Below are 26,217 nucleotides of genomic sequence, written 5' to 3'. Positions count from 1 at the left end.
ATAACACTGTGTTAAACATCAAGGAGGCAATAACATGGAAGATTTCTTACAACTCGTCGAAGCACGACGCTCAACAAAAGTCTATGACCCGCAGGTGGAAATCCCACGGGAAGAACTGGTCGGACTACTCGAAACAGCAGGAAAAGCACCTTCTGCCTGGAACCTGCAACACTGGAAATTCTTAGTATTCGATCAAAAAGAAGTACAAGAACGCCTGCTTCCGATCGCTTACAATCAGCAACAAGTACACGACGCTTCTGCAGTCGTTGCGGTACTCGGAGATCTAGAAGCAAATAAAAACATCGATCCCGTCTTCGATCCTGCTGTTGAACAGGGAGAAATGACAGCCGAAATCAAAAACGTACTAAAAACTCAAATCGACGGCGCATACGGCCGCGAAGAATATCCACGTGATGCAGCATACAGCAACGCTTCCCTCGCAGCAATGCAGCTGATGCTTGCCGCAAAAGCAAAAGGCTGGGATACTTGCCCGATCGGCGGATTCAACCCATCAGCCTTAGTATCTGAATTCAACATCTCAGACCGCTACCTTCCAATCATGCTGATCACGATCGGAAAACCATTGCAGGAAGCCCGTAAATCAGGCCGCCTCGATATCCGAAACCTCATTGACTGGGCTGAATAAGCCTTTAAATTAATAGGACAATCAGAACGCATTCAATCTTTTATGAAGATTGGATGCGTTTTTGATTGGGCGGAGCGTGGATGGGTTTGGTAGGGTAGCTTGCCGTGGGGGGAGAGCAAGGGATTGACTATATTGTGGGATCTTACGGGGAGAGATTCAGAATGGATGGTTGTAGGGGCAGGCGGAGCAATATAGAGAGGCTCAGGTTGGAATGCTAATTACCTCATTTGGATGGCTATTTCCGTTGTTTTTTATATTAATTTGTAAAAATAATACTAAATTTTGACGCTTCACTGTCAAAAATGGGCATCTATTTAAAGTACATGTACCCTATCAGGGGTAGTTGACCAGGTTATTGCGCAACTTTCGATGTTGATTGCGTAACTTTCACCATTTATTGCGCGAGAATCAATGTTTATTGCGTGACTTTCCGGGTGGATTGCGTAATTGTCTTTTCACACCGTTTGGATAGCTGTTTCCATTGTTTTTCATATTAATTTGCAAAAATAATACTAAATTTTGACGCTTCACTGTCAAAAATCGTCATCTATTAAAAGTACATGTACCCTACCAAGGGCTGTTGAACAGGTTATTGCGCAACTTTCGATGTTGATTGCGTAACTTTCACCACTTATTGCGTGAGAATCAATGTTTATTGCGTGACTTTCCGGGTGGATTGCGTAATTGCCAACTTCCCATACAAATAAAGGAAGCACCCGTTCCATTCCAATGCCTTATAAAAAAATCCGTAAGAAGATTCGTATCCTCTTACAGATCCACAGTCCATCAATTAGCAGTACGATCCTTCGATTGCGTCTATTTGAAAGGTAATTGCGTCATAATAATTTTCATTGCGTCTCTTACTTAAAGGATTGCGTCAAAATTTCTTTATATGCGTCTTTTTACAAATAAACCCATATGACTGATCGCTCAGTCGAATCGAATCGAGTCGGAGTCGAATCACCCCTAGTGGCACCCTACTCCAACGTCCCCCTACCCAAACCATACAAAGCGGGCCAACCAATCCAATCGACCCGCCTATCACCTCTTAAATCTTCAACAATTCCTTCGTCACCCGCCGGATGATGTCCGGCAACACGGAGAATGTGTATGGCTTATATACCCTTTCCGTCCATTGATGACCGTCTTTGCCGTACACACCGATATTGATCGATGGAATGTTAAGTTTCCTGATCATATCGATGGGGACGGGGTAGAGCTGATCGATGAGGGGGAGGTTTTTCTTGAACACTTCAATATCCTCATCTTCTTCATGAAGGGAAAGAAAACTGCCGTCGGCGAGGTAGGGGAAGAAGCGTTTGATGACGAATTCCTCGCCGGTTTCTTTTGAGATGTCATCGAGGCATGCGCCCAGTACTTCCCTGACCCGTTTTCCGTATTCGTTGTCTTCATTGACATAGTTGTGGGGCAAAAACGGCGGTGCAAAGAAGATGATGACCCTCGGTGTGCGATCTGGGTCCAGTTGCTGCAGGGCTTCGACCATGGCATAAGCGATTGTCCGTCTGTCTTCCCCGTCCATATCATGGAAGATTTTCTTCATGACGGGATCAGGATCGATGCCCCTTTCTTTTAACCAGAAGATGTACTCTCGCAAGCTCATTACTTCTATCTCCCATGAGAATTCTCTTTCAGGGAAGCCATGATAGCTTCGGTACTTTTCATATTGTTCCTTGCTCCGTGCCTCTGCCTCGCTTACTACTTTCATGGCGACTTTCTTCATTTCGTAGAGGACTTCCCTTGCCGTTTTTTCATAAACAAAATAGTTGAAGTAAAGGGACGCACTGAGTGGCGTCTGCACATTGTACGTATGCTTATCGTCTTTAAAATATAAGCATGAAGGAGGCAGGGTGAATTCCCCCGGAATATCTTCGAGATACGTTAAGTTCTGATTCACCTCCAAGTTGATCCTGGAAGCGATAATGGTGGGATCGATTGATGTCAGGACATCGCCTACATGTGCTTCCCTTCCATATATATAAAAGCTGGGTAGAAGCTTTCCGGCCGCTCCGGTGTAGATATATCTCTTACAGTCCCCATCATAGATCGGTGAAATGAAGTCGGTGTTGATCGCGGCGACGTAGTCCAGGCCTTCTTCCTTCAATCGGTAAAGCTCGCTTAAAGCAGTAATCATCCCGGCATGCTCACTTTCTTCGTCTCCATTGAATAAGAAGAGTAAATGTCCGTCGTGCTCCTTTTCTTTGGAGTGGTGCAGAAGGTTCGCAAGGTGAACGGCGATGCCGCTTTGCATATCAAGGGCTCCCCTTCCGAATAACCACTTTCCGGACAGTGCGTCTTCCCGCACCTTTTCCTCCCCTTCATAATCCATAAAGAATTTTTGCAGAAAGTCGGGATCATGTGCCATATCCTGCAATGCCCCGTAATCATCGGTGCCGACCGTATCATAGTGGGCATGGAATAGAAGAGTTTTTGGTGACTGTCCTTTTAAAAGGGCGAATACGTTCTTCCTTCCGACTGGATCGTTCGGGACTTCCTGCATCCATACCTGGTCAGGATGCTCCTTGAAATAAGGGAACGATGAAATCAGTTCATATATGAATCTCGCTTTTTCACTTTCTCCTGTTGTACCGTTGTAACTTTTCAGAGCGACTAATGACCGTGTGATCTGTTCAATCTGTTCTGAGATTGGTTTGTTTTTAAGTTGTGGATACACGTTAGTACCGCCCCTTTCTCTAAGTGATACCAGTTGCGCTGGATGGGGGATGCTCCCCCTGTAATTGATAACATCTTATCGAAAACGGAAGGTGTTTGGAAGGGGTTACAATATAATTTCTTGAAAAAAATTCGGGGAAATCTATTGAATTTCGCTCAAATAACGAATAATATAGGAGTTGCTTGTTTTTAATGTTCGTATTTATTGGAGGAATTATGATGTTTAAATTGAAGGAAAACGGTACAGACCCTAAAACGGAGATACTGGCCGGAATCACCACATTTTTAACAATGGTATATATAGTGATTGTCAATCCAATCATTTTATCTGATGCAGGGGTGCCTTTTGACCAAGTATTCCTGGCGACCATCATTGCAGCAGTTGCCGGTACTTTATGGATGGCACTGTTCGCGAACTATCCTATCGCCATCGCCCCGGGTATGGGACTGAATGCGTATTTCACATACTCTGTCGTTGGTGCACACGATGATATTTCATACATCGTCGCATTCTCTGCCGTATTTGTTGCGGGGATTGTGTTCATCATTCTTTCATTGACGCCTTTGCGAAAAAAATTGATCGAAGCGATTCCGCAAAATTTGAAGCACGGAATTACAGCAGGGATCGGGTTGTTCATTGCCTTCATCGGATTGCGTCTGACCGGCCTTATCCAGGCTCACCCGACGAACCTTGTGCAGCTCGGTGATCTCCATTCTTCTTCAGCGATCCTTGCATTGACCGGTCTTGCGGTCACGTTGATTCTGATGGTCTTGAATGTGCACGGTGCCCTGTTTATCGGGATGATCGTCACAGGGATGATCGCGTATTTCACAGGCGAGTTATCCTTTAAGGATGGGTTTGTCGCCCTTCCTCATCTGCCTGAAGGACTGATTGTCGCAAATCCGATTACGGCGTTTGCTGACGTTTTCCAATATGGTTTATATGCCGTAGTCTTCTCCTTCTTACTTGTCACGATTTTCGATACGACTGGTACAATGATCGGAGTTGCCCAGCAGGCGGGACTCATGAAAGGCAATACACTTCCTCGTGCGAGACAGGCACTTCTCGCTGATTCAGTCGCAACGACTGTCGGGGCAATGTTCGGTACGAGCCCGACATCTGCTTACATTGAATCTTCAGCAGGGGTTTCTGCAGGAGGAAGAACCGGACTGACAACGTTGACCGTTTCAATCTTATTCATTGCGTCAGCTTTCTTCGGCCCGCTTGTCAGCTCAGTATCCGGGATTGCAGCCATCACGGCACCGGCACTGATCATCGTAGGAAGTCTGATGATGGGAAGCATTTCAAAGATTTCATGGGATCAGCTTGATGAAGCCTTCCCTGCTTTCCTCATCATCCTGAGCATGCCGCTGACATCAAGCATTGCAACAGGTATTGCATTGGGCTTCATTTCCTATCCAATACTGAAAGTTGTCAAAGGTCAGTGGAAGCAAGTTCATCCACTTGTGTATATCTTTGCCGTTCTATTCTTCTATCAATTGGCATTCCTGCCTCATTAATGAAGATACTGAAAGACCGTTCAGAGCGAACGGTCTTTTTTTATAGTATTCCTGCCTGCTCTGTCCACACTCTTCTGACATTCTGCAGCGTTCGCCCTTCAAAGGTTAAGCAATAAATATCAGGCATCTCAAGCGCTCTCCAAAAATTCACATCATAGCTTTCATCGAAGTGATTCATGATGAGCACCATGATGTTTCCATGGGTTCCGACTGCGACGTTTTTCCCATTATATTCTTCCAGCAGGTTAAATATCCCCTGTACGCCCCTTTTTTGAGCGGTAGCATTCGACTCTCCCCCTTCGAATGAAAAGGCCGGGTCTCCCCATACTTTCGAAATCGCCTGCTGAAAGTCATCCACAGGCTCACCCGATAACGTCCTCTCCTTCATTTCCTCCACCATCCTGATATCCTGACCGATGTGATGTGCGATCCCTTCCACCGTTTCAATCGCTCTCTGGTAAGGACTTGAACAGACAACATCGATGTTTTCTTTCATTAATAGTTCAGTCACAATCTTTGCATCCCGTTTTCCTTTTTCCGATAAAGGCCTCGTCCGTTCCTCCGGTGTATAAACCGAATGAGCGTGCCTCGCAAAGTACAACCTGGTCACATTCGTCCCCTCCTTTTTCATCTAAAAAAATGAAAAAGCTGCTACCTCTAACAGCCTTTCCTAGTCCCATACCTTATCCAATTGTGTTGAATAAAAGGCGATCGCCCTTTTGTAAGGCTGGATCGTTTCGTCTTGTGACGTGTCCACGATACAGGTGAGAAGATGCTCCATCGCCTCTTTGTGCCCGTCGAGATGATACAGGGCCATGGCGTAAAAAACCTTCAACCCGTTATTGTCGGGAAACCGCTCCATGCCTTCCTTTAAAACGGATCGGCTCTTCCCATATTCACCCAATGACCGATATGTACTTCCCAACCCGATATAAGCGCCCTGCAGATGAAGGTCCGTCAATCCCAGCCGGATCGCCTCTTCATAATAAGTGACCGCTTCCCTTTCACAGCCCATCGCATCATGGGTCCAGGCACATTGATAGTGGAGGTATCCGACTTTCGGATCTTCCTCGATCAATTGCTTCCATTTCTTTATAGACGCTTCATGATTACCCGTTCCCCTCAATGAAACGGCTTCTTCAATCCTGCTCATCCTTCATTCCTCCTTATTCGGGAATGTACTCCATCAGCCAGCAATCGTGATACTTCCCTTCGTGAAGCTCATTCTCCGATAGAATCCGGGCTTTGCTGTACCCGCATTTCTCATAGCAGCGGATCGCCCTGGTGTTCCACGTCATCGGGTCCATCACCAGCCGGTGAACACCCTCCTTCTGAAGCAAATACTCGACCACTGCCTTGATCATCTTCGTGCCGACTCCTCTGTTCCAATACACAGCCTCCCCGATGAATTGATCCGTTCCATAAATCACTTCATCCAGATTCGTGTAGCCGTAGCGGATCATCGTTTCTTCATCAAGGGGATAATATTGTAAGTATCCGATCTCCCTTCCCTCATAGAGAACGAGACAGCTCATAACACCCCTGTCCGCAAAAAATTTCTCCTCCACCATTTCCAGTGTGAACGATTGATCCCTGCCTTCATAGAATTCAAGCACCACAGGATCTGACAGCCACCTCACCAGCAAATGCTTATCCCCCTCCTCCAAAGGGCGGATCACCAACTCACCATTCCTCACATCCATACCATACACCCCCATCACACACTCTTTCCTATACATTCATCATCACTGAGACAAAACCCTTTTTTTGAGGGACGGACCTTGATTCCTAGGACCAGGTCCTAGGAATCAAGGTCCGTCCCTCTAAGCTATGACATATTTGTGAATTACTTCACATATACGTATAGTATAATGGATGAAGGAGTAGAATATCACAGTGATTCATGTTATGATTATATTGTGAATTACTTCACAATATATGTTTTCTTCTTTTCTACATCCATTCAAACGGATGCGTATTGTTCAAATAATTTGTGGATAGGTGATGACGGATGACAATTAAATGCACAAATAAAGTAGCGTTAATCGGCACAGGGTTTGTTGGTTCAAGTTATGCCTTCGCCCTGCTTAATCAAGGAATTGCTCATGAGCTTGTGATGATTGATCTGAATAAGGAAAAAGCAGATGGAGATGCTCGTGATTTGAACCACGGACTTGCCTTCGCTCCCCAAATGAAGATATCTGCCGGGGACTACAGCGACTGTAAGGATGCCGATCTTGTCGTGATCACGGCTGGAGCAAATCAGCAGCCTGGTGAAACACGACTGGACCTTGTGGAGAAAAACGTGAAGATCTTTAAAACAATCGTAGACTCTGTCATGGCGAGCGGCTTCAACGGAATATTCCTTGTAGCAACAAACCCCGTAGATATCTTGACTTACGCAACCTGGAAATTCTCCGGGCTGCCAAAGGAAAGGGTGATTGGTTCTGGTACGATCCTTGATACAGCAAGACTCCGATACCTGGTCGGTGAGCATTTCGATATCGATACCCGGAATATCCACGCCTATATCATGGGGGAACATGGCGACACTGAGTTCCCGGTATGGAGTCATACAACCGTCGGTGCCAGTCAACTGAGCGAGTTGATCGATATGGAAAATGAAGAAGTGCAGAACAAGCTCGAAGACATCTTCGTCAACGTAAGGGATGCGGCATATCAAATCATCGAACGCAAAGGGGCCACCTATTATGGCATCGCCATGGGTCTTGCACGGATTACAAAGGCCATTTTTAACAATGAGAACAGCATTCTAACTGTATCTGCCCTTTTAGAGGGAGAGTACGATCAAAACGACATCTACATCGGGGTTCCTGCCATCATCAATCGTGAAGGGATCCGCAAGGTCGTTGATCTGCCATTGAATGAAAAAGAGAAGGCGCAATTCGCCCATTCTGCAGCTACGTTAAAAAGCGTCATCGATAAAGCAATGGAATCTTAATCAGGCAATCATTTCTCAATTGAATAGACACGCACGCCCATCGGACCTCCTCATAAGATAAAGAGAATTCTTTATGAGGAGGTTCTTCTATGTACGGTCACAGACAACTATTCCCAGGAGGCGGATTCCCTGGTTTTCCCGGTGGAGGACAGGGATCTGGCAGTGGGTTCCCTGGTTTTCCGGGCGGAGGGCAGGGCTCTGGCAGCGGGTTTCCTGGCTTTCCCGGCGGAGGGCAGGGATCAGGCAACGGGTTCCCTGGTTTTCCGGGCGAAGGGCAGGGATCTGGCAGTGGCAGCTTTCCAGGCTTCCCAGGTTTTCCAGGTGGCGGCCAAGGGGCACCTGATTCCCCACCACCATCCGGCGGCCATGGCGGCCAAAACCAACATCCACCCGGACCGCCACCGAATTTCCAGCCGCAAAAGACGGCAGTTCAAGGGACGCAGGGCAGTCCAGGCCTCTATGCAGTAGATCCCGGCGCGATCAGAAGATGCTTATTCCACTACACCTATATATGGCTCAAAAGAGATTCCTTCTGGTTCTATCCGGTATATATCGGACACCGTTCAATTGCAGGCTGGAGATGGATCGGCTTCACATGGGTATACTACGGCATCGATTTAGATAAAATCGAATCCTTTACGTGCGTGTAAAATGTATTCATATCCTTCCTACCGAACCACCGCAAATCCCGGAACAATCACCGTTTCAGGAGATCACACGATGTATATCGATCCCGATCAAGCCGTTGTTTCCATTGGCATCGTCACAAAGGATGAAGATTTACAGACTGCTCAACAACTGAATCAACAGCAATCAAGCAGCGTCATGCAATCACTGATGGCTAACGGTGTCCTCAAGAAAGACATCCAAACCTCCTCCTATCAGGTGAACCCCCAGTACAATTATGATAATGGGAAGCAGGTTTTCACCGGATATGAGGTTCGTCAGATATATCGAGTGACGATTCAAAACCTTGAAAAAGTGGGGACGATCCTTGACGACGCCTTAAAAAACGGTGCCAACCGGATCGAAAACATCCAATTTGTCCATTCCAACCCCATTGAAGCCTACCAGCAGGCACTTGCCTCTGCCTATCAAAAGGCGTACCAAAAAGCACTCACACTGGCAAACCAATCGAATCAACACCTCAACCCCCAGCCTGCATCCATTACAGAACAATCGACGATCGGAATGCCATCCTCGATGAACGTCGCCTACCTCAAAGCTGCCGACGAAAGCACACCGGTACAGCCAGGACAAATCGGGGTAACTGCCAGTATCACGGTCGAATTCAAGACACAATAAAAAACCTGCCGAAGTAGACACTACTCCGGCAGGTTTTCGTTATGATTTGTGTTGTGAAGGGATTACTTGGATATAGAATCTGGTTTGCTTTTTGATTCAAGCGGAATTTTTGTTGTTATTTTCAGAGATAGATTGTTTGATAATGTTTGGATTTTGGTTTATGCGTCACTTTCCCCGTTTATGCGTCACCCTCAACGGTTTATGCGTCACTCCCAAAAAATCCACAATCTCCTTCCTCTCCCCGCTCCCTAAATCCAACCTGACACCCCTACTCCCCTAAGGACCTAGACTTCTTCCCGCATGCCTCCATGGCAGAAAGGATTGTGCCTCTGAACTGATTTTTCTCGAGGGCTGCGACGGCTTCGATCGTTGCGCCGCCCGGGGAGCATACGGCATCTTTCAATTCGCCGGGATGGGTGCCTGTTTCCAGGACCATTTTGGCTGCTCCGAGCACGGCCTGGGACGCGAGCTGATACGCTTGTTTTCTCGGGATTCCCTGCAGGACCGCTCCATCGGCCAGTGCTTCGATGAACATGAATACATAAGCAGGGGATGACCCGCTGACGGCGGGAATCGCGTCCATCATCCCTTCGTCCACCTTCTCTGCTTTTCCGAAGCTTTCGAGCGTTGCCTGCACAGCTTCAAGGTCCGATTCTGTCACCGCTCCATTCACGCAATAAGCGGTCATCCCTTCCCCGACCAGGGACGGTGTATTCGGCATCGTCCGTACGATTTTCATAGATGGTGACAGCTTCTTCTCCATCCAGTCAATCGTGATGCCGGCTGCAATGGTCATGATGATGGCGTCCTCCTTCAGAGAATCTTTGATTTCTTCGATCAGCACACCGTATTGATCCGGTTTGACGGCAAGGAACACGATATCAGAAACTGAAGCAACCGCTTGATTATCAACGGTCGTTTCCACTCCGAACTGCTCCGCTACCTTCTCGAGTGTTGCTTTAGTCCTTGCACTGGCACGTATGGCCCGTTTATCGACGAGTCCTGCATGCAGTATGCCCCCTAAGATTGCTTGCGCCATATTGCCGCATCCTATAAATCCAATGGTTTTATCCATTTGTTTCACCTCATCTGTTGATATGTACATAGTCTTTTGCATTCTACCAGACTTTTCCCCTGATTAAAATCTTCCTCCACTAAGAAAAAAGCCCGGAGGAACATTCCTCCCGGCCTATGCCATTCTTACTTCATCAAGGATTTTGCGGTAGTCGAGCTCTGCGATCGGTTCATCTTTCACCAATCGATCCCGGAGCTGATGGATCAATGACTCCTCGGCTTCAGATAAGTTTGTGAGATCCCATTTTTTATGAAAAACCGAATATAACGTCAGGTCCCTCAGCAGCAGGAAATGGGGAATCCGTTCCACCCATTCATTCTCCACATCACATTCTGTCCTATACCCTTTCAAGAACGAAACGAGGAACCTTTCTCCGAATCTGCTCCGATCCTCTAACGTCTCATTTCTGTACTTCCACCAAACAGAATAATAAAGGGGGATGGCCACATCACTCATAAAGTAAAACTGTGAACTGTCATCAAAGTCAAACACATGCAGGTCACCTTCATGATAAAAGAAGTTCCCAGGGTGGATATCAGAATGGATCAGTCCGAAAGAATCCTTTGTCTCTGGGAAGCGGGAGATGATTTCTTTCGTGCGGTGACCCTTCTCTACGATTTCCTTGTCTTCTGTAGACGTTACATACTTTTTAAAATCCAGCACATCATCTTCATCCCATCGTTCACGGCGGGTACCGTCAGGCTCATATTCCTTCGTCACCCTGTGCATATGGCCTGTCAGCTTACCCCACAGATAAAATAAGGGATCATCAAACAAAGGATCATTTATTTTCACCGGATGTCCTGGAGCTTTATCAAATAAACAAATGTAAAATTGGGTTTCCCCGGCTTCAATGACTTCCACCAGGTTCCCCGCTTCCGAACGGTTGACCAAAGAGACGGTCACACCGTGCTTATGTAAATAATTGACCCAATTCAGTTCCGCTTCGACTTCTTCTTTTGAGCGATGTGAACTGTGTGTGAGCCGGAGAATATACGGGCTCTCCTCTTTATGGACTTCATACACATAGTTTTCAAAGTCCCCGAGCTTTTTCGCTTCTTTCACATCACAACCAAACCGGGATGCGGCATCAGCCAATATCTCCCCGGTAAACAGTTCCTCTATCCACTTCTCCATACATTCTCCTCCAATCCTGGACGATTACCGGTTTTCTTTTAACAGCGCGATCCGATACGGAAACAGCTCGGCAGTCATGATTCCTTCTTTTACAGCCGGGTCCTCATTCATGAAAGTCCTTGCAGATTCCTCCCCTTCCGCTTCAAAGATCACGATCCCGAAGGCATTCTCCTCTTCATTCAATGTCCGGCCTGCGAGCGTTACCACGCCTTGATCGGTCCATTCTTTCAACCTGGAGAAATGCCGTTGGACGATTTCCTCGTCCTTGGCCGTCCAGTTTTCCTCTTTAAATAAACGGGGAATCAGTTTTAACATATAGATGAATTCCATTTCACAGCCTCCTTTCTTCCTAACATATACGACTTTCCTGAAGTGAAATCCTTTATTCCACAAGCCGCGCTTCTTTCTTTTCATCCCATATTCGTATAATATTCAAATCAATCCAAGTCTGAAAGGGGTATATTCATGAAAAGAGCAGCCGGAGAGAAAGCGGTCGAGGAGATAAAGGACGGCATGACGATAGGGCTTGGCTCTGGGTCCACGGTCTATTGGACGATCAAAAAGATAGGGGAACGCATCTCTCAGGGATTGCAGATCAAAGCGATTCCCTCATCAGAAGAAACAGCGCGTCTTGCTAAAGAGGCAGGCATTCCCCTGACTTCTTTTGCAGAAGTGGAATCCCTGGATCTGTCAATCGATGGTGCCGATGAAGTTGATCCTGATTTTCATTTGATTAAAGGCGGAGGCGGGGCACTCCTCAGGGAGAAGTTTGTGGACATGTTCACGAAATCCTTCATCGTTGTGATCGATGAGTCCAAACTGGTGCCTGTCCTTGGTTCATTCCCCCTCCCTGTTGAGGTCGTTCCATTCGGATGGGAGATGACGGCAAAGTCATTGGCCGAATTCGGGTGCAATCCGGTCTTAAGAAAGAAGGGGCTTGATGTCTTCCTCACAGATAACGGGAACTACATTCTCGATTGTGATTTCTCATCAATCGGTGATCCGGTTAAACTTCACAGGGAATTAAAACAGCTGACAGGCGTCATCGAAACAGGACTCTTCACAGGCATGGCTGACAAGGTCATCGTAGGAAAAGAGGATGGGGTGGAGATACTCGTCCCTGATGACAAATAAAAAGAGGGGGAGCATCAGATGCCCCCCTCTTTTCATTGACCTGTCTGTTTGATGTTATTGATTGACATTCTGAAATTCCAGGTCTTTTTCTCTCATCAAATACTGAAGTGCTGTCCGGAATGTGAGGAATGTTTTGATTCCCTGCAGCTCGCTCACACCGGAATTGATCATCACCTGGGTCAGTGCCGGGGTGAATCCGACAAAAAGGGTCTCGATTCCCATCAATCCAATGGCTTTAGCCATATTATCGATATAGGTGCCAAAAATATCTGTTTCACCGATTTCTTTTTCTGAAATGGCCGAAAAGTCGACGATGATGGTATGAATCTCCTCACCGTAGGACACATCCAAAATCTTTGAAATGATCCTCTCAAACCGCTCAGGACTGAGCTTGCCCGTGATGGGAATCAGAATCGTTTCCGGAACGATCGATGGAATGATCGGGGCAGAGATGTCCATAATCAGCTGTTCAGCCTGGGCCAGCTGGTCTTTCAAATCTTGTACTTCCTTTTTTAATTGCATAATTTCCTGATTTTCAGTCGTCATGATAACCTCACCGTATGTTGATATTTTCATAGCTATTTTCTATTCTAGCATTTTGCTGCTTCATCACCTAATCATATGTATAGAGAATCATAGTGAAAAACCAGCCTCATCGGCTGGTTTTTCTCAAGCGAAGGCTTTTTCCTCGTCCTTGTGGAAGAAACTTTTCATCGCATGGAACACATCGGCTTTTTGCTTGAGGATGTAGTATCGGAAGTCATCATTTTTAATATTTTTATAAGCCGACATCAAGGTCGAATGACGATTATACTGATTTACTTCCCCGTATCCGAACATGCTGGACACTTTTATCAACTCTTCCACGAGCTTCACACACCTGACGTTATCCGATGTCAGATTATCCCCGTCTGAGAAATGGAACGGATAAATGTTATAACGGCTCGGCGGGTATTTACCGTCGATCAGCTCCAACGCTTTCCGGTAGGCGGATGAACAGATGGTCCCGCCGCTTTCACCTTTCGAGAAGAAGTGTTCCTCAGACACGACTTTGGCTTCGGTGTGATGGGCGATGAATTCTATCTCCACCGTTTCATATTTTGTCCGTAAGAACCGGGTCATCCAGAAGAAGAAACTCCGTGCCATATACTTCTCCCATACGCCCATACTTCCACTTGTATCCATCATCGCCAACACGACTGCCTTGGATTCGGGCTTCAACACTTCATTCCATGTCCTGAACTTCAGATCCTCCGTGAAAATCGGGTGAAATCCGGGAGTACCTTTCATGGCATTCCTCTTAAAGGCCGACATCATCGTCTTCTTTTTATCAATATTCCCCATCAGTCCCGTTTTCCGGATATCATTGAACTCGATGTGCTCGACGGTTTGAACATCCTGCTCCTTCTTCTTCAGATTCGGCAGCTCCAATTGACTGAATAACGCTTCCTCGATTTCAAGCATCGAAACTTCTGCTTCATAATAATCTTCACCGGCTTTGTCCCCTGCACCCTGGCCTTTTCCGGGACCCTGCTGCTGTTGGGATCCGTCCCTGGCGATGACGTCCCCTACCTGGCTCTCACCGTCTCCCTGCCCGACGTGTTTATTCTTATCATAGTTGTATCGAATTTTATATTCATCTAACGAACGAATCGGGATTTTGACGACATCGCGGCCATTGGACATCACAATGTTCTCTTCTGTAATCAAGTCAGGTAAATTATTGCGGATCGCATCCTGTACTTTCTCTTGATGCCTTTGCTGATCATCGTGACCTTTGCGGTGGAGGGCCCAATCTTCCTTGGAAATGACAAACTGATGATTATCCATCTCACTCAAATTATTCCCCTCCTTAATTTTTTTCACATTTTTTCATTTTCCTGCATACACTATGTTGACTGTCTAATCTGAACGTACCCCTTGAAGTGAAACGGGGATTACTCTATCCTATGCAGAAGTATTGATAAATTTACAAATAATTTCGACAATTAATCGTTCTTTTATGATTGGACAAGCCTATTTTTCTGACAGGTTATCTCGAAGGATCATGGACGGGGATTCTTTGAGGGAAACTGCTTCAGCGGAGTGGGTTTGACGGGGTATGAGCGCGGCATCTGTGTGTTGCTTTTCGTTTGCGATAAGAGGATGATAAGAAGGTTTCACATTTTATATGAACAATTCGTATATTGTGAATGATTTTCAAAGCGTAACTTGTGTTTTTTAAACGCTGTTGACCGGAAATGAGTCATACATAAGAATTTTTATTAAGTGCTGGTTGATATCCAGGCTTTATTTTAGCCCCCTGTCCCCGTTATTGCGTAACTTCCTGGTGTGATTGCGTAACTTTCGGGGTTCATTGCGTGACTTCAGCTGATTATTGCGTAACTTTCAGGGTTCATTGCGTAATTGGTCATTTCGCATGCCTGCTTCCCGTCATCTGCACAACTGCCTCCCCCATTCCTACAAAAAAAAATAACCAGGCTGCTTCACCTGATTAATCTTCTTCATATTGGGCCGGGTCTGACACTCGATTGTGACTCTTCAGTTCGCCACTGGACCGTAATTTCTCCATCTGCTTTCCGAGCTTGATGACTTCCTCCATGTTGGAGGCCATACTTCCGTTAAGAGGGGCTGTTTCTTCCGGCGGTAATGGTTTGGAAGACATCCTCTTCACCCACTTTCATATAAGATAATGGGCCCGGCTCTCTATCTATAGATTATTATAATCTGATTTTTCTGTCAACTACTCCTTATCTCGTTCTTTATACTGGACGGGATCAGGCTGTTTCTTGTCTTCTTTCAGTTCTTCATTCGTTCTGAGTCTTTCCATCTGTTTTCCGAGCTGCTCCATTTCCTCCATATCATGTGCCATGGAGCCGTTTTCCGGTTCATAGTTTTTATCAAGTTCATGCTTGTTTTTACTCATATCTCTCACCTCTTCACTACTTTTCCCTTCGAGTGAGAGATTTAAACGAGCATGGAAAAATCGGGGGGATCATCCCCCCCGACCTTGCCTTCTTATCTGTTTAACAGGCTTCCGACATAGCGGAGCAGTTCGTTGGCTGATGTGGAGTTGTAGCCGTGCTCGTCGATGAGTCGGGCGACGACTTCGTTGACTTTTTTCAATTGCTGTTCATCCGGTGTTTTGGAGGATGTGGTGATTTTCACTACGTCCTTCAAATCGGCGAATAGTTTCTTCTGGATGGCCTCACGGAGACGGTCATGGGAATTATAGTCGAATCGTTTCCCTTTTCGTGCGTAGGCCGAGATGCGGATAAGAATTTCTTCACGGAATGCTTTCTTCGCATTTTCCGAGATGCCGATCTGTTCTTCGATCGAACGCATCAGCTTTTCATCCGGATTGATTTCTTCTCCGGTCAAAGGATCATGGAGCTTTGCTTTATTGCAGTAGGCTTCCACATTATCCAGGTAGTTATCCATGAGCGTTTTCGCCGATTCTTCATATGAGTAGACGAAGGCTTTCTGGACTTCTTTCTTTGCAATATCATCATATTCTTTCCGGGCAAGGGAAATGAAGTTCAGATACTTTTCACGAAGCTCATTTGTGATCGATGGATGCTGATCCAGCCCTTCCTTGAGGGCACGAAGCACATCCAGGGCGTTGATTGTCGGTACTTCTTTCCGGATGATGGTGGAGGAGATCCGGTTGATCACATAACGTGGATCGATTCCGCTCATTCCTTCATCCTGGTATTCTTTCTTCATTTCGTCCACATCGGCTGAATTGAATCCTTCTACATTTTCCCCGTCGTAAAGACGCATCTTCTTGATGAGATCGATGTCTCCCCGCTTCGGTTCTTTTAAGCGGGTGAGGATGGTGAACATCGCTGCCACCCTCAATGTATGAGGGGCAACATGGACATTGGACACATCACTTTCATTGATCATCTTTTCATAGATTTTCTCTTCCTGGGTGACCTTCAGGTTATACGGTACCGGCATCACGATGATCCGTGAGTGAAGGGCTTCATTCTTTTTATTCGAAATGAATGAGCGGTACTCGGTTTCATTCGTATGGGCCACGATCAGCTCATCGGCTGAGATCAGGGCGAATCGGCCGGCTTTAAAATTCCCTTCCTGAGTAAGGGATAATAAGTGCCATAAGAACTTTTCATCACACTTCAGCATTTCCTGGAATTCCATCAATCCACGGTTGGCTTTATTCAATTCTCCGTCAAACCGGTATGCCCGCGGATCCGATTCTGACCCGAATTCAGCGATGGTAGAGAAATCGATGCTTCCTGTCAGATCGGCGATATCCTGTGACTTCGGATCGGATGGGCTGAATGTGCCGATCCCTACCCTTTTATCTTCTGAGAAGAATACTCTTTCCACCTGGACATCTTCAATGCGGCCCTGGTATTCTTTCTCCAGTCGCATCGTATTCAGTGGAGAGAGATTCCCTTCGATTCTGATGCCATATTCTTCATAGAAATCTTCACGCAAATGCTGTGGGATCAAATGCAATGGATCTTCATGCATCGGACAGCCTTTAATGGAGAAGACTCCCCCTCTTTCAGACCGTGAATATTGCTCGAGCCCCCGTTTTAACATGGAGACAAGCGTAGATTTCCCTCCACTGACCGGCCCCATCAAAAGCAGGATCCTCTTTCTCACGTCTAACCTTTTCGCAGCAGGATGAAAGTATTCTTCAACGAGTCTTTCCAGCGCCTCTTCTAAGCCAAATAATTGATTGCTGAAGAATTTGTACTTCCGTTTTCCCTCGACCTCCTCGACCCCGGCATCCTTAATCATATTAAAGACTCTAGAATGAGCGGATTGACCGATCCAAGGTTTCTCTTTCAACAGGTCTAAATACTGAGCAAACGTCCCTTCCCATTTCAGTTTCTCTTCTTCTTCTCGATAATGTTCAATTCTTTTTAAGATATCCATAAGGACCTCCCCCTGTCGCTTAATGAGAGACGATTAATATACTTTATGCGCTTGTTCACCTGAACATGTTAAGAAGATATAATTATTGGAGACAAAGTCTCCCCACTCTCTGCAAACTGCTGGATAAGCCCCGAAAATAAACCGGTTTCAGAAAACAGTAAAAAAAATGCAAGATTCGTTCACATCAATTTAAAAATAGGCTATACTAAAGACAGACTGTGGAATATGGAAACTGGGAGGTTACCAAACATGGGTACAGTAATGATCATAGGTGTATCATTAACATTCTTAGTAGCGATTTTCACTGCTGGATATAATGATAAGCCGGGCTCAAACTAATACAAAAGAAAAACCTGCCGGAAGGGTGTCAGCCTTTCCGGCAGGTTTTTCTTTTGTTATCGCTTATTAAAGCCTTTCTTCTCCACAAAATCCTTCATATACATCCGTTTTTTCCCCGACAGCATCTTCGCCATCTGGCCGGTCCAGCGGTCTGAGCGTTTGCCGGCGGTCCGTGCATGATAGTAGGAGGATATGGTTTCATCGTACATGTCGAGTTCTGCTTTCATGGCTTCTTCATCCCGCTGATAGGTATCCTCGTGATAAACGGCTGCCATTGGTAACCGGGACTTCACATCGGACACCCCTTCAGGATAGCCGACAGCCAGTCCGAAAAGGGGGATGACACGGTCGGGAAGTTCGAGTATGTCGCTGACTGATTCCAGGTCATTTCGGATTCCGCCGATATAGCAGATCCCGAGTCCCATTGATTCAGCTGCAATGGATGCGTTTTGGGCAGCAAGTGAAGCGTCGATCACTGCCACCATGAATTTCTCGGTACTTTCCAGCGAAGGAATGACGTCCGCCTGTTCCCATTCACCAATTTTCTCGTGACGGTACAAATCGGCACAGAATACAAAGAAGTGGCCATTTTCTTCTATATAGGATTGTGGTCCTGCAAGTTCAGAAAGCTTCTTCTTTTTAACCGGATCCTTCACCCCGATGATCGTATATGCCTGTATATAACTGGACGTGCTCGCAGCCTGGGCGCTCGAGACGATCGTCCGGATCTGTTCCTCGCTTAACGGTTCATCTTTGAATTGACGGATGGACCTGTGCTGAAGGATCGTTTCGATTGTTTCATTCATTATAGTCGCTCTCCCTTCCTGTTCTTCTCCATAGTATAAGCCAAATAAAAAAAGGAATGAAAATCATATGATTTTCATTCCTCATTTTTTATAGTAGCCCCGGATAGTTCCTCTGCCTTAATGCTTCATAAATCAAGATGGCTGCAGTATTAGACAGATTCAGTGAACGGACATTTCCGTTCATCGGGATGCGCAGGGCACGGTCTAGATTATTCTGGATGATATCATCCGGGAGGCCGGATGTTTCCCGTCCAAAGATGAAGAAATAATCTTTGTCCTCTACGCTGTAGTCGAAGTTCGTGTGCGGGATCTTCCCGTACTTCGTTAAGTAGAAGAATTCACCGCCGTCATTTTTCTCGAAGAATTCTTCAATGGAATCATAGTATACGATGTTTACGAACTGCCAGTAATCAAGGCCTGCCCGTTTTAGCATTTTGTCATCTGTCGAGAATCCGAGTGGACGGATCAAGTGCAGGGTTGTATCTGTCGCTGCACATGTTCTTGCGATATTCCCTGTGTTTGCAGGGATTTCCGGTTGATATAATACAACATGTACTCCCATGTCAATGTCACCTCATTCATAAAACTCTAAGTGACATTATACCATTTCTGCCCCGCAGGACAATACTTACCGGTCATCAATGATGGTAAAAAAGCGATATTGGATATCCGGGGTATACGCTGTCGAGTCCTCGTAATCCCAATACCGCATCCTGCTGTTGAAAGTATGGGCGTTCACAAGAGGCATCCCGCCGGCATCTTTTCCTGTGACGATCGTCGTATGATCGAAGCGGCCGTCCCCTTCAAAGTCGTAACAGATCACATCCCCAAGCTTCAATTCCTGGGGATCGCTTACCTGTGTCCCACGGAGGCCGACTGTTGAATGGGGAATATACCACCTCAAAGAATTTGCGACAGTCCAGCTGTAGCTCCAGTTCCCGCTCCGCATCCACCACCCTTTTCCCTTCGCAGGATATCCGCGCATGGGGGCATCGCCGGCATGGAGACACTGTGAAATATAGTTCGTGCAGTCATTCTCGAACTTTTTATATGCCGGATTGTAGCTGTTCCACCACCGCTCCGCATATTGGACGGCCCGTAATCTGTCATATTGATAGCTCACTCTGTCCCCTTCAAAGGAAAGATGTTCTTCGACTCCGTCCCCATCCTCGTCGGGAAGCGGGATTTCACGGTCATCATAGAGCCGGTCACCATAAAAGACGGCGCTCCGATTCTCTACTTCTTCTTCCAAATACAATAATTCACCCTGCTTGATGAGATATTTATAATGAACATCATATGATATGTTTTGGGTTTCATCCGCGTCGTCGGCAATGCGGTGAATCTTTCCGGCAGCATCCACCTTGACGATCTCTGCATGCCGCGCCAGACATGATGCTTTCTTTCGCTTCACTTTTTCGCTCGTGTAATGCGACTGGCTCCGGGTGGTATATTCATCAATCACATGTTGGACCTTTTCCATTAAGAGCTTTCTGATCATCGGCTTCCCTCCTCCTTAATTGTTATGCCGGGAAGCGACCGTTCAAAACAAAAAATGAAGAGGATGGGACGAAAAGGTTTTTGCCAAACAAAAAATCCGAACGAGTGATTAAATAACAATCAAACCCGTTCGGAATAGAGTTTTTCATCGCGAACGCTTCATGTATATGAGAAGGTTTCAGCCAAACCTCCAACTTATCGGATGATCAGGTCAAGACCCTTTTGGATCTCATTTAAAACCTCTTCATCCTTTTCTGTTGTTTGCTGTGTCAGCAGTGCCTGACGTGCCTGTTCTCCGCCAATTTTACCGAGTGCCCAGGCGGACGTACCGCGGATGACCGGCCGCACATCGTTATTCATCACATGGATCAGATCGTCAACGGCTGTATCATCTTTATAATGGGCAAGGGCGATGATGGCATTTCGCTGTATCGGTTTCTTCCCTCTCCAAGACCCGGACACATGTCCATATTTCTCTTTAAAATCACGATTGCTGATTGTAAGTAGTGGCTTCAGCAGCGGCTTTGCAATTTCCGGATCCGGTTCCATCTCTTCGTGAAAATGAAAATCCATCCCCTTGTTTTCCGGACATACCGTTTGGCAAGTATCACATCCGTACAGGCGGTTACCCAGCTTCACCCGGTATTCATCGGCAAGAAACCCCTTCGTTTGGGTCAAAAAGGCGATGCATTTCTGGGAGTCGAGCTGCCCTCCTTCAATCAGGGCGCCGGTTGGACATACATCCACACATTTATTACACGTACCGCACTGGTCTTCCATAGGTGTATCTGGGGCAAAGGGAAGGTTCGTCACCATCTCTCCCAAATACACATACGAACCGAATTCCGGTGTGATGATCGAGCAGTTCTTACCGCTCCAGCCAATGCCTGCCCGTTCCGCAACTGCCCGATCGACAAGTTCCCCCGTATCGACCATCGACTTGAAACGTGCCTGTGGCACTCTTGAGGAGATATAGTCCTCCAGCTTAGACAATCGGTCCCGGAGTACATGGTGATAATCCGTTCCCCATGATGCCCGGCAGAAAATCCCCCGTCTTTCACCCCGTTTGCTCTGGGGGGCGTCCTTCATTCTCGAAGGGTAGGCAAGGGCAATGGCGATGATCGACTTCGGCTTGTCGAATATCAATGCAGGGTCCACCCGCTTTTCGATATCCTTCTCCTCGAAGCCGGATTGATATCCAAGCATCTCCTGACGCAGGAGCCTGTTCTTCATTTCAGAAAATGTATCTGCCGTCGTAAAGCCGATCTTATCAATCCCGATCGTCTTGCTGTAAGCGATGATATCCTGCTTCAACTGATCCATATCCATTGTCCTTTCCTCCTTTCGCTGATGGTTTAAAAATATATAAACGCTCACAAATAAGCGTACGTGAAATAGCAACGTGTATTATGATAAACTATTTTAAAACAAATGTGGAGGGAAAATAAGTGGAAATCACCATCGATTCATCCATTACGAGTAAAATCCCTGATTTTAAAGCAGGGTTCATCCAATACGATCATATCGAAGTCGGGGACTCGCCTCAAATGTTGAAAGGGAGGCTGCAGTTATTTCAGGAGTCGATCTTCTTCGATCTGCATGATAAGAACGTCACAGAAATCGAAGGCATCGCAGCATGGAGGGACATCTTCAAGCGGACCGGCAAAGACCCGAACCGGTACCGCCATGCTGCAGAAGCCCTGTATCGGAGAGTCAAGAAGCAGAATTACCTGAATACCATCAATTCAGCCATCGACCTCAACAATTTCTTCTCCCTTCAATACGAAGTGCCGATCGGCATATACGACACTGACCGCCTGACAGGTGAACAACTTGAACTGAAAGTCGGCGAAGCAGGACAAACCTACACAGGACTCAACGGCCGGGACAACTCCTTGGAGAACCTGATCGTCGCCTGTGACGGGGACGGACCTTTCGGCAGTCCTTTCGTGGACTCAAATCGTGCACCTGTCGGGGAAGAAACGAAGAATGCGGTCCAGGTCATCTTCCTTAAGCCTTCCCTTTCAATGGAAGAAAGCAATCAGCTGACACAATCTTTGATGGACATGTTCATCAGCATCCATGGCGGTGAAGGAACGTTCAAGGTAGTCGGCGGTTAGACATTTGTGCAGGATCCCATTTTAATGGGGTTCTTTTTTTTGAAATCCTCCATTCCCGCCGTTTCCCATTCACTTCCAGTTCATATAATGAGTAGATAGTACTGTCCAGGAGGTGAATGGATATGGGCAAATCAAAGAACGTTTTCCAGTTTCAGGTGTACAGGCAATTCACTTTCCAGGTGAATGACCGGATCCTGAGCTCTTTTTATAACGAGCTCGCCATGGAAGATATCAATATAACCGGATTGGTCCAAGTCAAAGAGAAAAATGGGACAAACTTTGTGAAAATCGTAGTAGGAACGCCATCACAACAAACGTATTGTGAATTAGAAACAACCCGCGAAGTGCTTCGATCCCTCTGTGTGAAATTCCAGGAATATGATATCATCCAGGTTTACGGCTTCCCACCAGAAACCCCGGGAATCGTCAATACGCTGTACGGTGCCCTTTGGTGCAAAGTGAAAGTAAGGGCCATTTACATCGGCGAGGAAACGCTTCTATATATCGATGTGAACGATATCGATAAAGCCTTATATATCATAGATCAAATCGTCGTGTAGTTGGACAACCCCGTTAGATCAACCTTTGTGAAAAAAACTGTTTTCGTAAACATTGTGGCTTTTAGACAAGCTAGATGCGGTTGATTTCCGCTCCAGATGCTCGCTTTCCGCGGGGCTGGCGGTGAGCCTCCTCGGACTGCGTCCTGCGGGGTCTCACCTGTCCATCAGTTCCCGCAGGAGTCGAGCATCTTCCGCTCCAATCAACCATCGAAGGTAAAAACCAAAAATTCACTGGATTATCTGCTTATTCATCTTTTGAATATTAGTGATCGACGTCATTTAAGTACACTGCCCTTGATTCATTGCTATGGAAATTTTTATTCCGCAATCTCAAATTACCGTAGATGCTCACATTAACCCCTATTCATAACAACAATCAATGCGAAAAGAGCCAATAAAAAAGAGAGTCCTCAACGACTCTCTTTTTTCTGACTACACCCACCACATATCCGAAGGCTGTTCTTCGATCAGGATCGATTTTAAGTTCTTGACTGCACGTGCGAATCCTTCTTCAATCGACATAATCGGGTCTTCATGTTCGATGCTGACCACATAATCGTAGCCAAAGGTGCGCAGGGCACTCATCATATCGGACCATTCCTGCAGGCTGTGTCCGCATCCGACAGAACGGAATGACCAGGCCCTTGTTTGGATGCTGCCGTATGGCTGCATATCCGTCAGACCGTACATATTCACGTTATCCTGGTCGATATACGTGTCTTTGGCATGGAAATGATGGATCGCATTTTCTTTACCAAGGATCTTGATGGCTGCAACCGGGTCGATTCCTTGCCACCATAGATGACTCGGATCAAGATTTGCCCCGATCGCTTCACATGTTTCTTCACGAAGCTTCAGCAACGTATAAGGCGTATGGACAAGGAAGCCTCCGTGAAGCTCGAGACCGATCTTCACCTGATTGTCTTGTGCAAGCTTGCCCATCTCTTTCCAGTATGGGATCAGCTTTTCTTCCCACTGCCATTTCAGGATATCCCCATATTCGTTCGGCCAAGGAGATACCGGCCAGTTCGGGTGCTTCGCCTCTTCATGATCCCCGGCAGTCCCGGAAAAGCAGTTGACGACCGGAACGTTCATCAATCCGGCAAGCTTGATCGTTTTTTGAAGGGCTTCATGGGACTCGGCCGCAAACGCCGCATCTGGTGAAATCGGATTGCCGTGGCAGCTGAAGGCACTGATTTCAAGCCCCCTCGATGACACTTTCTCTGCATATTCTTTTCTCTTTTCTTCGCTTTCCAAAAGGGCGTCCAGATCACAATGGGCATTCCCAGGGTATCCACCCGTCCCGATTTCCACTGCGTTCAGTCCCGCTTCTTTCACATAGTCAAGCATTTCATCAAGGTTCTTCTGAGAAAATAATACCGTAAATACACCAAGTTTCATTGTGTGCTTCCTCCTATTTCAACCGGATGCTCTGTCCGGTTTCACTGCTTTTATAAATGGCATCGATGATTTGAGATACTTGCATCGCTTCTGCAGGCTTCACGATAAGCTCCTCTTTTCCGAGGCAGCTGTTGATGAAGTTCTCGGCTTGCGGGATGCTCGGGTCCTCTTCCCCCGGGATCCAGTCCGCTTCGCTGTTCAGGAGCATGCCGTGCTTCATTTGGTTCATCTGGAATGGGAATAGATCGATCCCGCCGGTTTCACCCGAGATGCTCATGCTTTCTTCATCACTCTTCACATTGGCTGACCATGACGTTTCGAACAGCATGGATGCCCCGTTATCAAACTTGATATAGGCGGTCACATGATCATCCACCTCAAAGCCTTCTTTATCGAAGTCTCCCCACTGATTCACTTGATCTGGCATTCTGCTAAGCTTGTTATATGCCGTCCCGCTGACTTCCACCGGCGCCGGGTTTCCGAGCAGCCACAGTGAGAGATCAAGGAAGTGACAGCCGTAGTCGATCAGACTGCCGCCGCCTTGGAGTTCCTTATTGGTGAATACACCCCAGCCCGGCACTTTCCTGCGTCTGATCGCTCTGGCACGCGCCACCATCGGCTCGCCGATTTCATTTTCCATGATGACACGTTTCGCCGCACGGGAGTCTTTCATGAAGCGATAATGATAAGCGATCGCAAGGACTTTCCCGGACTCTTCGGCAGCCTCTATCATGCGCTCACATTCAAGGGGCGTCATGGCCATCGGTTTCTCACAAAATACGTGCAGCCCGGCTTTCAGTGCGGCGATCGAGATGTCAGCATGAAACTTATTCGGCGTACAGATCGTAACCGCATCCACATGATCGAACATCTCCCGGTAATCCGCGAACACATGGGGGATGTTGAATGTCTCTGCCACCGTTTTGGCAGTGACAGGGTTGATATCACTGATCGCTTCAATCGTTACAGAATCTGATAGTTTAATAAATGTGGGGATGTGTCGGGTTTGGGCAATGCCCCCTACACCGATCACACCCATTCGAAGCTTGGTCATCGCTTGTTTCACCTCTATGATAGTTTTACAATTCTCTTCGTTTCACTGGATTCAAGCGCGGATAATACGACTTCCAACGATTTCTTTCCTTCTTCACCTGATACAGGCGGCTCTTCATCATGCAGGATACTTTGAACAAACTGATCGATCACACGGGAATTCTTCTGACCGCCTTCATCATTTGTCTGGATGCCGCCAAGCTCATATTTCACGACTTCACCTGTGGCATATTGGATGATAAGGGAATTCACCGGATCGTCCTCCAGGCGGAGAATCGCTTTTTCCCCGTAAATGATCGTAGAGTTGTCCTCTTTTGACACATAGGACCAGCTCGCCGCCAGTGTCCCGATCGTGCCGCTCTCTGTTTTCAATACACAGACCGCCGTATCATCGACGGTGGCATTTTCCTTTGCGCTCGTTTCGATGAATGCACCGACTTCTGAAAATTCTTCACCGAGGATATATCTTAACAGGTCTGTTTTATGGACACCAAGGTCACCCATCGCGCCGATGAAAGCCTCTTCCTTCTTGAAGAACCAGCTGTCCTTGCCGTCTGCGCTCCATCCTTCCGGTCCACCGTGACCGAATGCAGATCTGAAGCTGTAGATCTTGCCGACTTCACCGCGAGCGATCAGTTCTCTCGCTTTTTGGTGGGATGGGACGAAACGTTGATTGTGGGCAATCATCAGCTTTCTGCCGTTTTTCGCAGCGGCATCGATCATGGATTGGGCTTCTTCACTTGATGTTGCCATCGGCTTTTCACACAGTACATGCTTTCCTGCGTTCAAAGCATCGATGGAGATCGGTGCATGCAGATAGTTTGGCGTACATACACTCACAGCTTCCACATCGACATTTGCAAGCAACTCTTTATAGTTGGTATAGGCTTTCGCTCCAACAGCATCTGCGATTTTCCACGCTCTTTCTTCGACGATGTCACATACTGCCACCACTTCAACATTCTCATTGTTTGCATACTCCGGTAAATGACGGTGCTTTGCGATGCTTCCACATCCGATGACGCCGATTTTCAATTTATCCATGATGATTTC

General features: G+C 46.7%; 27 protein-coding genes. 8 read left to right on the top strand and 19 right to left on the bottom strand.

What is annotated here, in order from left to right; genetic code table 11:
- Window positions 1–34: 34 nt before the first annotated feature.
- A complete protein-coding gene (locus KH172YL63_RS05095; protein ID WP_173105085.1) occupies window positions 35–646 on the top strand; it encodes a nitroreductase family protein in 612 nt (203 codons plus the stop codon).
- Window positions 647–1,694: 1,048 nt separating this feature from the next.
- Here KH172YL63_RS05095 and KH172YL63_RS05090 read toward each other — a convergent pair.
- Window positions 1,695–3,338, bottom strand: coding sequence for a M20/M25/M40 family metallo-hydrolase (locus KH172YL63_RS05090; RefSeq protein WP_173105084.1), 1,644 nt, complete (start codon window positions 3,336–3,338; stop codon window positions 1,695–1,697).
- Window positions 3,339–3,556: 218 nt separating this feature from the next.
- Between KH172YL63_RS05090 and KH172YL63_RS05085 the strand changes: the two genes are divergently transcribed.
- Window positions 3,557–4,858 carry an NCS2 family permease gene (locus KH172YL63_RS05085; RefSeq protein ID WP_173105083.1) on the top strand — a complete coding sequence of 434 codons (1,302 nt, stop codon included), beginning with the start codon at window positions 3,557–3,559 and terminating at the stop codon, window positions 4,856–4,858.
- A 40-nt stretch (window positions 4,859–4,898) separates the two neighbouring features.
- Here KH172YL63_RS05085 and KH172YL63_RS05080 read toward each other — a convergent pair whose 3' ends face one another.
- Genes KH172YL63_RS05080 through KH172YL63_RS05070 form a run of 3 tightly spaced genes read right to left on the bottom strand, consistent with a single transcriptional unit; the run spans window position 4,899 to window position 6,561 of the window.
- Window positions 4,899–5,468, bottom strand: coding sequence for a histidine phosphatase family protein (locus tag KH172YL63_RS05080; RefSeq protein WP_173105082.1), 570 nt, complete (start codon window positions 5,466–5,468; stop codon window positions 4,899–4,901).
- Between the two features lie 60 nt (window positions 5,469–5,528).
- On the bottom strand, window positions 5,529–6,011 hold the full coding sequence (locus tag KH172YL63_RS05075; protein ID WP_173105081.1) for a tetratricopeptide repeat protein: 483 nt from the start codon (window positions 6,009–6,011) through the stop codon (window positions 5,529–5,531).
- 13 nt (window positions 6,012–6,024) lie between these two features.
- On the bottom strand, window positions 6,025–6,561 hold the full coding sequence (locus KH172YL63_RS05070) for a GNAT family N-acetyltransferase (protein WP_173105080.1): 537 nt from the start codon (window positions 6,559–6,561) through the stop codon (window positions 6,025–6,027).
- A gap of 308 nt (window positions 6,562–6,869) precedes the next feature.
- On the opposite strand from KH172YL63_RS05070, the gene KH172YL63_RS05065 reads away from it, so the two are divergent.
- The 3 genes from KH172YL63_RS05065 to KH172YL63_RS05055 all read left to right on the top strand — a co-directional run bounded on the left by KH172YL63_RS05065 (window position 6,870) and on the right by KH172YL63_RS05055 (window position 9,125).
- Window positions 6,870–7,820, top strand: a complete 951-nt coding sequence (locus KH172YL63_RS05065) for an L-lactate dehydrogenase (protein WP_173105079.1) — start codon at window positions 6,870–6,872, stop codon at window positions 7,818–7,820.
- 89 nt (window positions 7,821–7,909) lie between these two features.
- The gene (locus KH172YL63_RS05060; protein WP_173105078.1) at window positions 7,910–8,470 is read left to right on the top strand and encodes a hypothetical protein; all 561 of its coding nucleotides are present in this window, start codon (window positions 7,910–7,912) and stop codon (window positions 8,468–8,470) included.
- 1 nt (window position 8,471) lies between these two features.
- Window positions 8,472–9,125, top strand: coding sequence for an SIMPL domain-containing protein (locus tag KH172YL63_RS05055; protein ID WP_269475194.1), 654 nt, complete (start codon window positions 8,472–8,474; stop codon window positions 9,123–9,125).
- Between the two features lie 268 nt (window positions 9,126–9,393).
- Here the strand turns inward: KH172YL63_RS05055 and proC are convergent, their stop codons facing one another.
- The 3 genes from proC to KH172YL63_RS05040 all read right to left on the bottom strand — a co-directional run bounded on the left by proC (window position 9,394) and on the right by KH172YL63_RS05040 (window position 11,667).
- Window positions 9,394–10,200 (bottom strand): pyrroline-5-carboxylate reductase, encoded by an 807-nt coding sequence (gene proC / locus KH172YL63_RS05050; RefSeq protein ID WP_173105076.1) that lies wholly within the window; start codon window positions 10,198–10,200, stop codon window positions 9,394–9,396.
- 114 nt (window positions 10,201–10,314) lie between these two features.
- Window positions 10,315–11,337: a phosphotransferase enzyme family protein gene (locus tag KH172YL63_RS05045; RefSeq protein WP_173105075.1), complete on the bottom strand. Its 1,023-nt coding sequence runs from the start codon at window positions 11,335–11,337 to the stop codon at window positions 10,315–10,317.
- A 24-nt stretch (window positions 11,338–11,361) separates the two neighbouring features.
- On the bottom strand, window positions 11,362–11,667 hold the full coding sequence (locus KH172YL63_RS05040) for a YciI family protein (protein WP_173105074.1): 306 nt from the start codon (window positions 11,665–11,667) through the stop codon (window positions 11,362–11,364).
- Window positions 11,668–11,802: 135 nt separating this feature from the next.
- Between KH172YL63_RS05040 and rpiA the strand changes: the two genes are divergently transcribed.
- Window positions 11,803–12,471, top strand: a complete 669-nt coding sequence (gene rpiA / locus KH172YL63_RS05035) for a ribose-5-phosphate isomerase RpiA (protein WP_269475193.1) — start codon at window positions 11,803–11,805, stop codon at window positions 12,469–12,471.
- Between the two features lie 54 nt (window positions 12,472–12,525).
- On the opposite strand, the gene KH172YL63_RS05030 is transcribed toward rpiA, so the two are convergent.
- The 9 genes from KH172YL63_RS05030 to queG form a co-directional block, all read right to left on the bottom strand.
- Window positions 12,526–13,017 carry an STAS domain-containing protein gene (locus KH172YL63_RS05030; RefSeq protein ID WP_173105073.1) on the bottom strand — a complete coding sequence of 164 codons (492 nt, stop codon included), beginning with the start codon at window positions 13,015–13,017 and terminating at the stop codon, window positions 12,526–12,528.
- 123 nt (window positions 13,018–13,140) lie between these two features.
- Entirely contained in the window at window positions 13,141–14,301 is a 1,161-nt protein-coding gene (gene yhbH, locus KH172YL63_RS05025) for a sporulation protein YhbH (protein ID WP_442858772.1), read from the bottom strand.
- A gap of 664 nt (window positions 14,302–14,965) precedes the next feature.
- Window positions 14,966–15,136 carry a hypothetical protein gene (locus KH172YL63_RS05020; protein WP_173105071.1) on the bottom strand — a complete coding sequence of 57 codons (171 nt, stop codon included), beginning with the start codon at window positions 15,134–15,136 and terminating at the stop codon, window positions 14,966–14,968.
- Window positions 15,137–15,214: 78 nt separating this feature from the next.
- Complete coding sequence (locus KH172YL63_RS05015; RefSeq protein WP_173105070.1) at window positions 15,215–15,397, bottom strand: hypothetical protein; 183 nt, start codon at window positions 15,395–15,397, stop codon at window positions 15,215–15,217.
- Between the two features lie 92 nt (window positions 15,398–15,489).
- On the bottom strand, window positions 15,490–17,385 hold the full coding sequence (locus KH172YL63_RS05010) for a PrkA family serine protein kinase (RefSeq protein WP_173105069.1): 1,896 nt from the start codon (window positions 17,383–17,385) through the stop codon (window positions 15,490–15,492).
- A gap of 395 nt (window positions 17,386–17,780) precedes the next feature.
- The gene (gene nfsA / locus KH172YL63_RS05005; RefSeq protein ID WP_173105068.1) at window positions 17,781–18,530 is read right to left on the bottom strand and encodes an oxygen-insensitive NADPH nitroreductase; all 750 of its coding nucleotides are present in this window, start codon (window positions 18,528–18,530) and stop codon (window positions 17,781–17,783) included.
- A gap of 88 nt (window positions 18,531–18,618) precedes the next feature.
- A complete protein-coding gene (gene trmL / locus KH172YL63_RS05000) occupies window positions 18,619–19,092 on the bottom strand; it encodes a tRNA (uridine(34)/cytosine(34)/5-carboxymethylaminomethyluridine(34)-2'-O)-methyltransferase TrmL (RefSeq protein ID WP_173105067.1) in 474 nt (157 codons plus the stop codon).
- Between the two features lie 66 nt (window positions 19,093–19,158).
- Window positions 19,159–20,031, bottom strand: a complete 873-nt coding sequence (locus tag KH172YL63_RS04995) for an amidase domain-containing protein (protein ID WP_232066125.1) — start codon at window positions 20,029–20,031, stop codon at window positions 19,159–19,161.
- 194 nt (window positions 20,032–20,225) lie between these two features.
- Complete coding sequence (gene queG / locus KH172YL63_RS04990; RefSeq protein ID WP_173105066.1) at window positions 20,226–21,359, bottom strand: tRNA epoxyqueuosine(34) reductase QueG; 1,134 nt, start codon at window positions 21,357–21,359, stop codon at window positions 20,226–20,228.
- A gap of 119 nt (window positions 21,360–21,478) precedes the next feature.
- On the opposite strand from queG, the gene KH172YL63_RS04985 reads away from it, so the two are divergent.
- Together KH172YL63_RS04985 and KH172YL63_RS04980 are read left to right on the top strand one after the other, a co-directional pair.
- Window positions 21,479–22,150 (top strand): B3/B4 domain-containing protein, encoded by a 672-nt coding sequence (locus tag KH172YL63_RS04985; protein WP_173105065.1) that lies wholly within the window; start codon window positions 21,479–21,481, stop codon window positions 22,148–22,150.
- Between the two features lie 122 nt (window positions 22,151–22,272).
- Window positions 22,273–22,710 carry a hypothetical protein gene (locus KH172YL63_RS04980; RefSeq protein ID WP_173105064.1) on the top strand — a complete coding sequence of 146 codons (438 nt, stop codon included), beginning with the start codon at window positions 22,273–22,275 and terminating at the stop codon, window positions 22,708–22,710.
- Between the two features lie 432 nt (window positions 22,711–23,142).
- Here KH172YL63_RS04980 and KH172YL63_RS04975 read toward each other — a convergent pair whose 3' ends face one another.
- From KH172YL63_RS04975 to KH172YL63_RS04965, 3 genes are read right to left on the bottom strand one after another with little or no spacing between them, the layout of a single operon-like run.
- Entirely contained in the window at window positions 23,143–24,111 is a 969-nt protein-coding gene (locus KH172YL63_RS04975; protein ID WP_173105063.1) for a sugar phosphate isomerase/epimerase family protein, read from the bottom strand.
- Between the two features lie 13 nt (window positions 24,112–24,124).
- Complete coding sequence (locus KH172YL63_RS04970) at window positions 24,125–25,165, bottom strand: Gfo/Idh/MocA family protein (RefSeq protein WP_173105062.1); 1,041 nt, start codon at window positions 25,163–25,165, stop codon at window positions 24,125–24,127.
- 14 nt (window positions 25,166–25,179) lie between these two features.
- Window positions 25,180–26,208: a Gfo/Idh/MocA family protein gene (locus KH172YL63_RS04965; protein ID WP_173105061.1), complete on the bottom strand. Its 1,029-nt coding sequence runs from the start codon at window positions 26,206–26,208 to the stop codon at window positions 25,180–25,182.
- Window positions 26,209–26,217: the final 9 nt, after the last annotated feature.

The sequence above is a fragment of the Bacillus sp. KH172YL63 genome (assembly GCF_011398925.1).
GTDB lineage: Bacteria > Bacillota > Bacilli > Bacillales > Bacillaceae_B > Rossellomorea.
The sequence above is the reverse complement of the archived record's forward strand: the minus strand, read 5'-3'. Positions and strand labels throughout refer to the sequence as shown.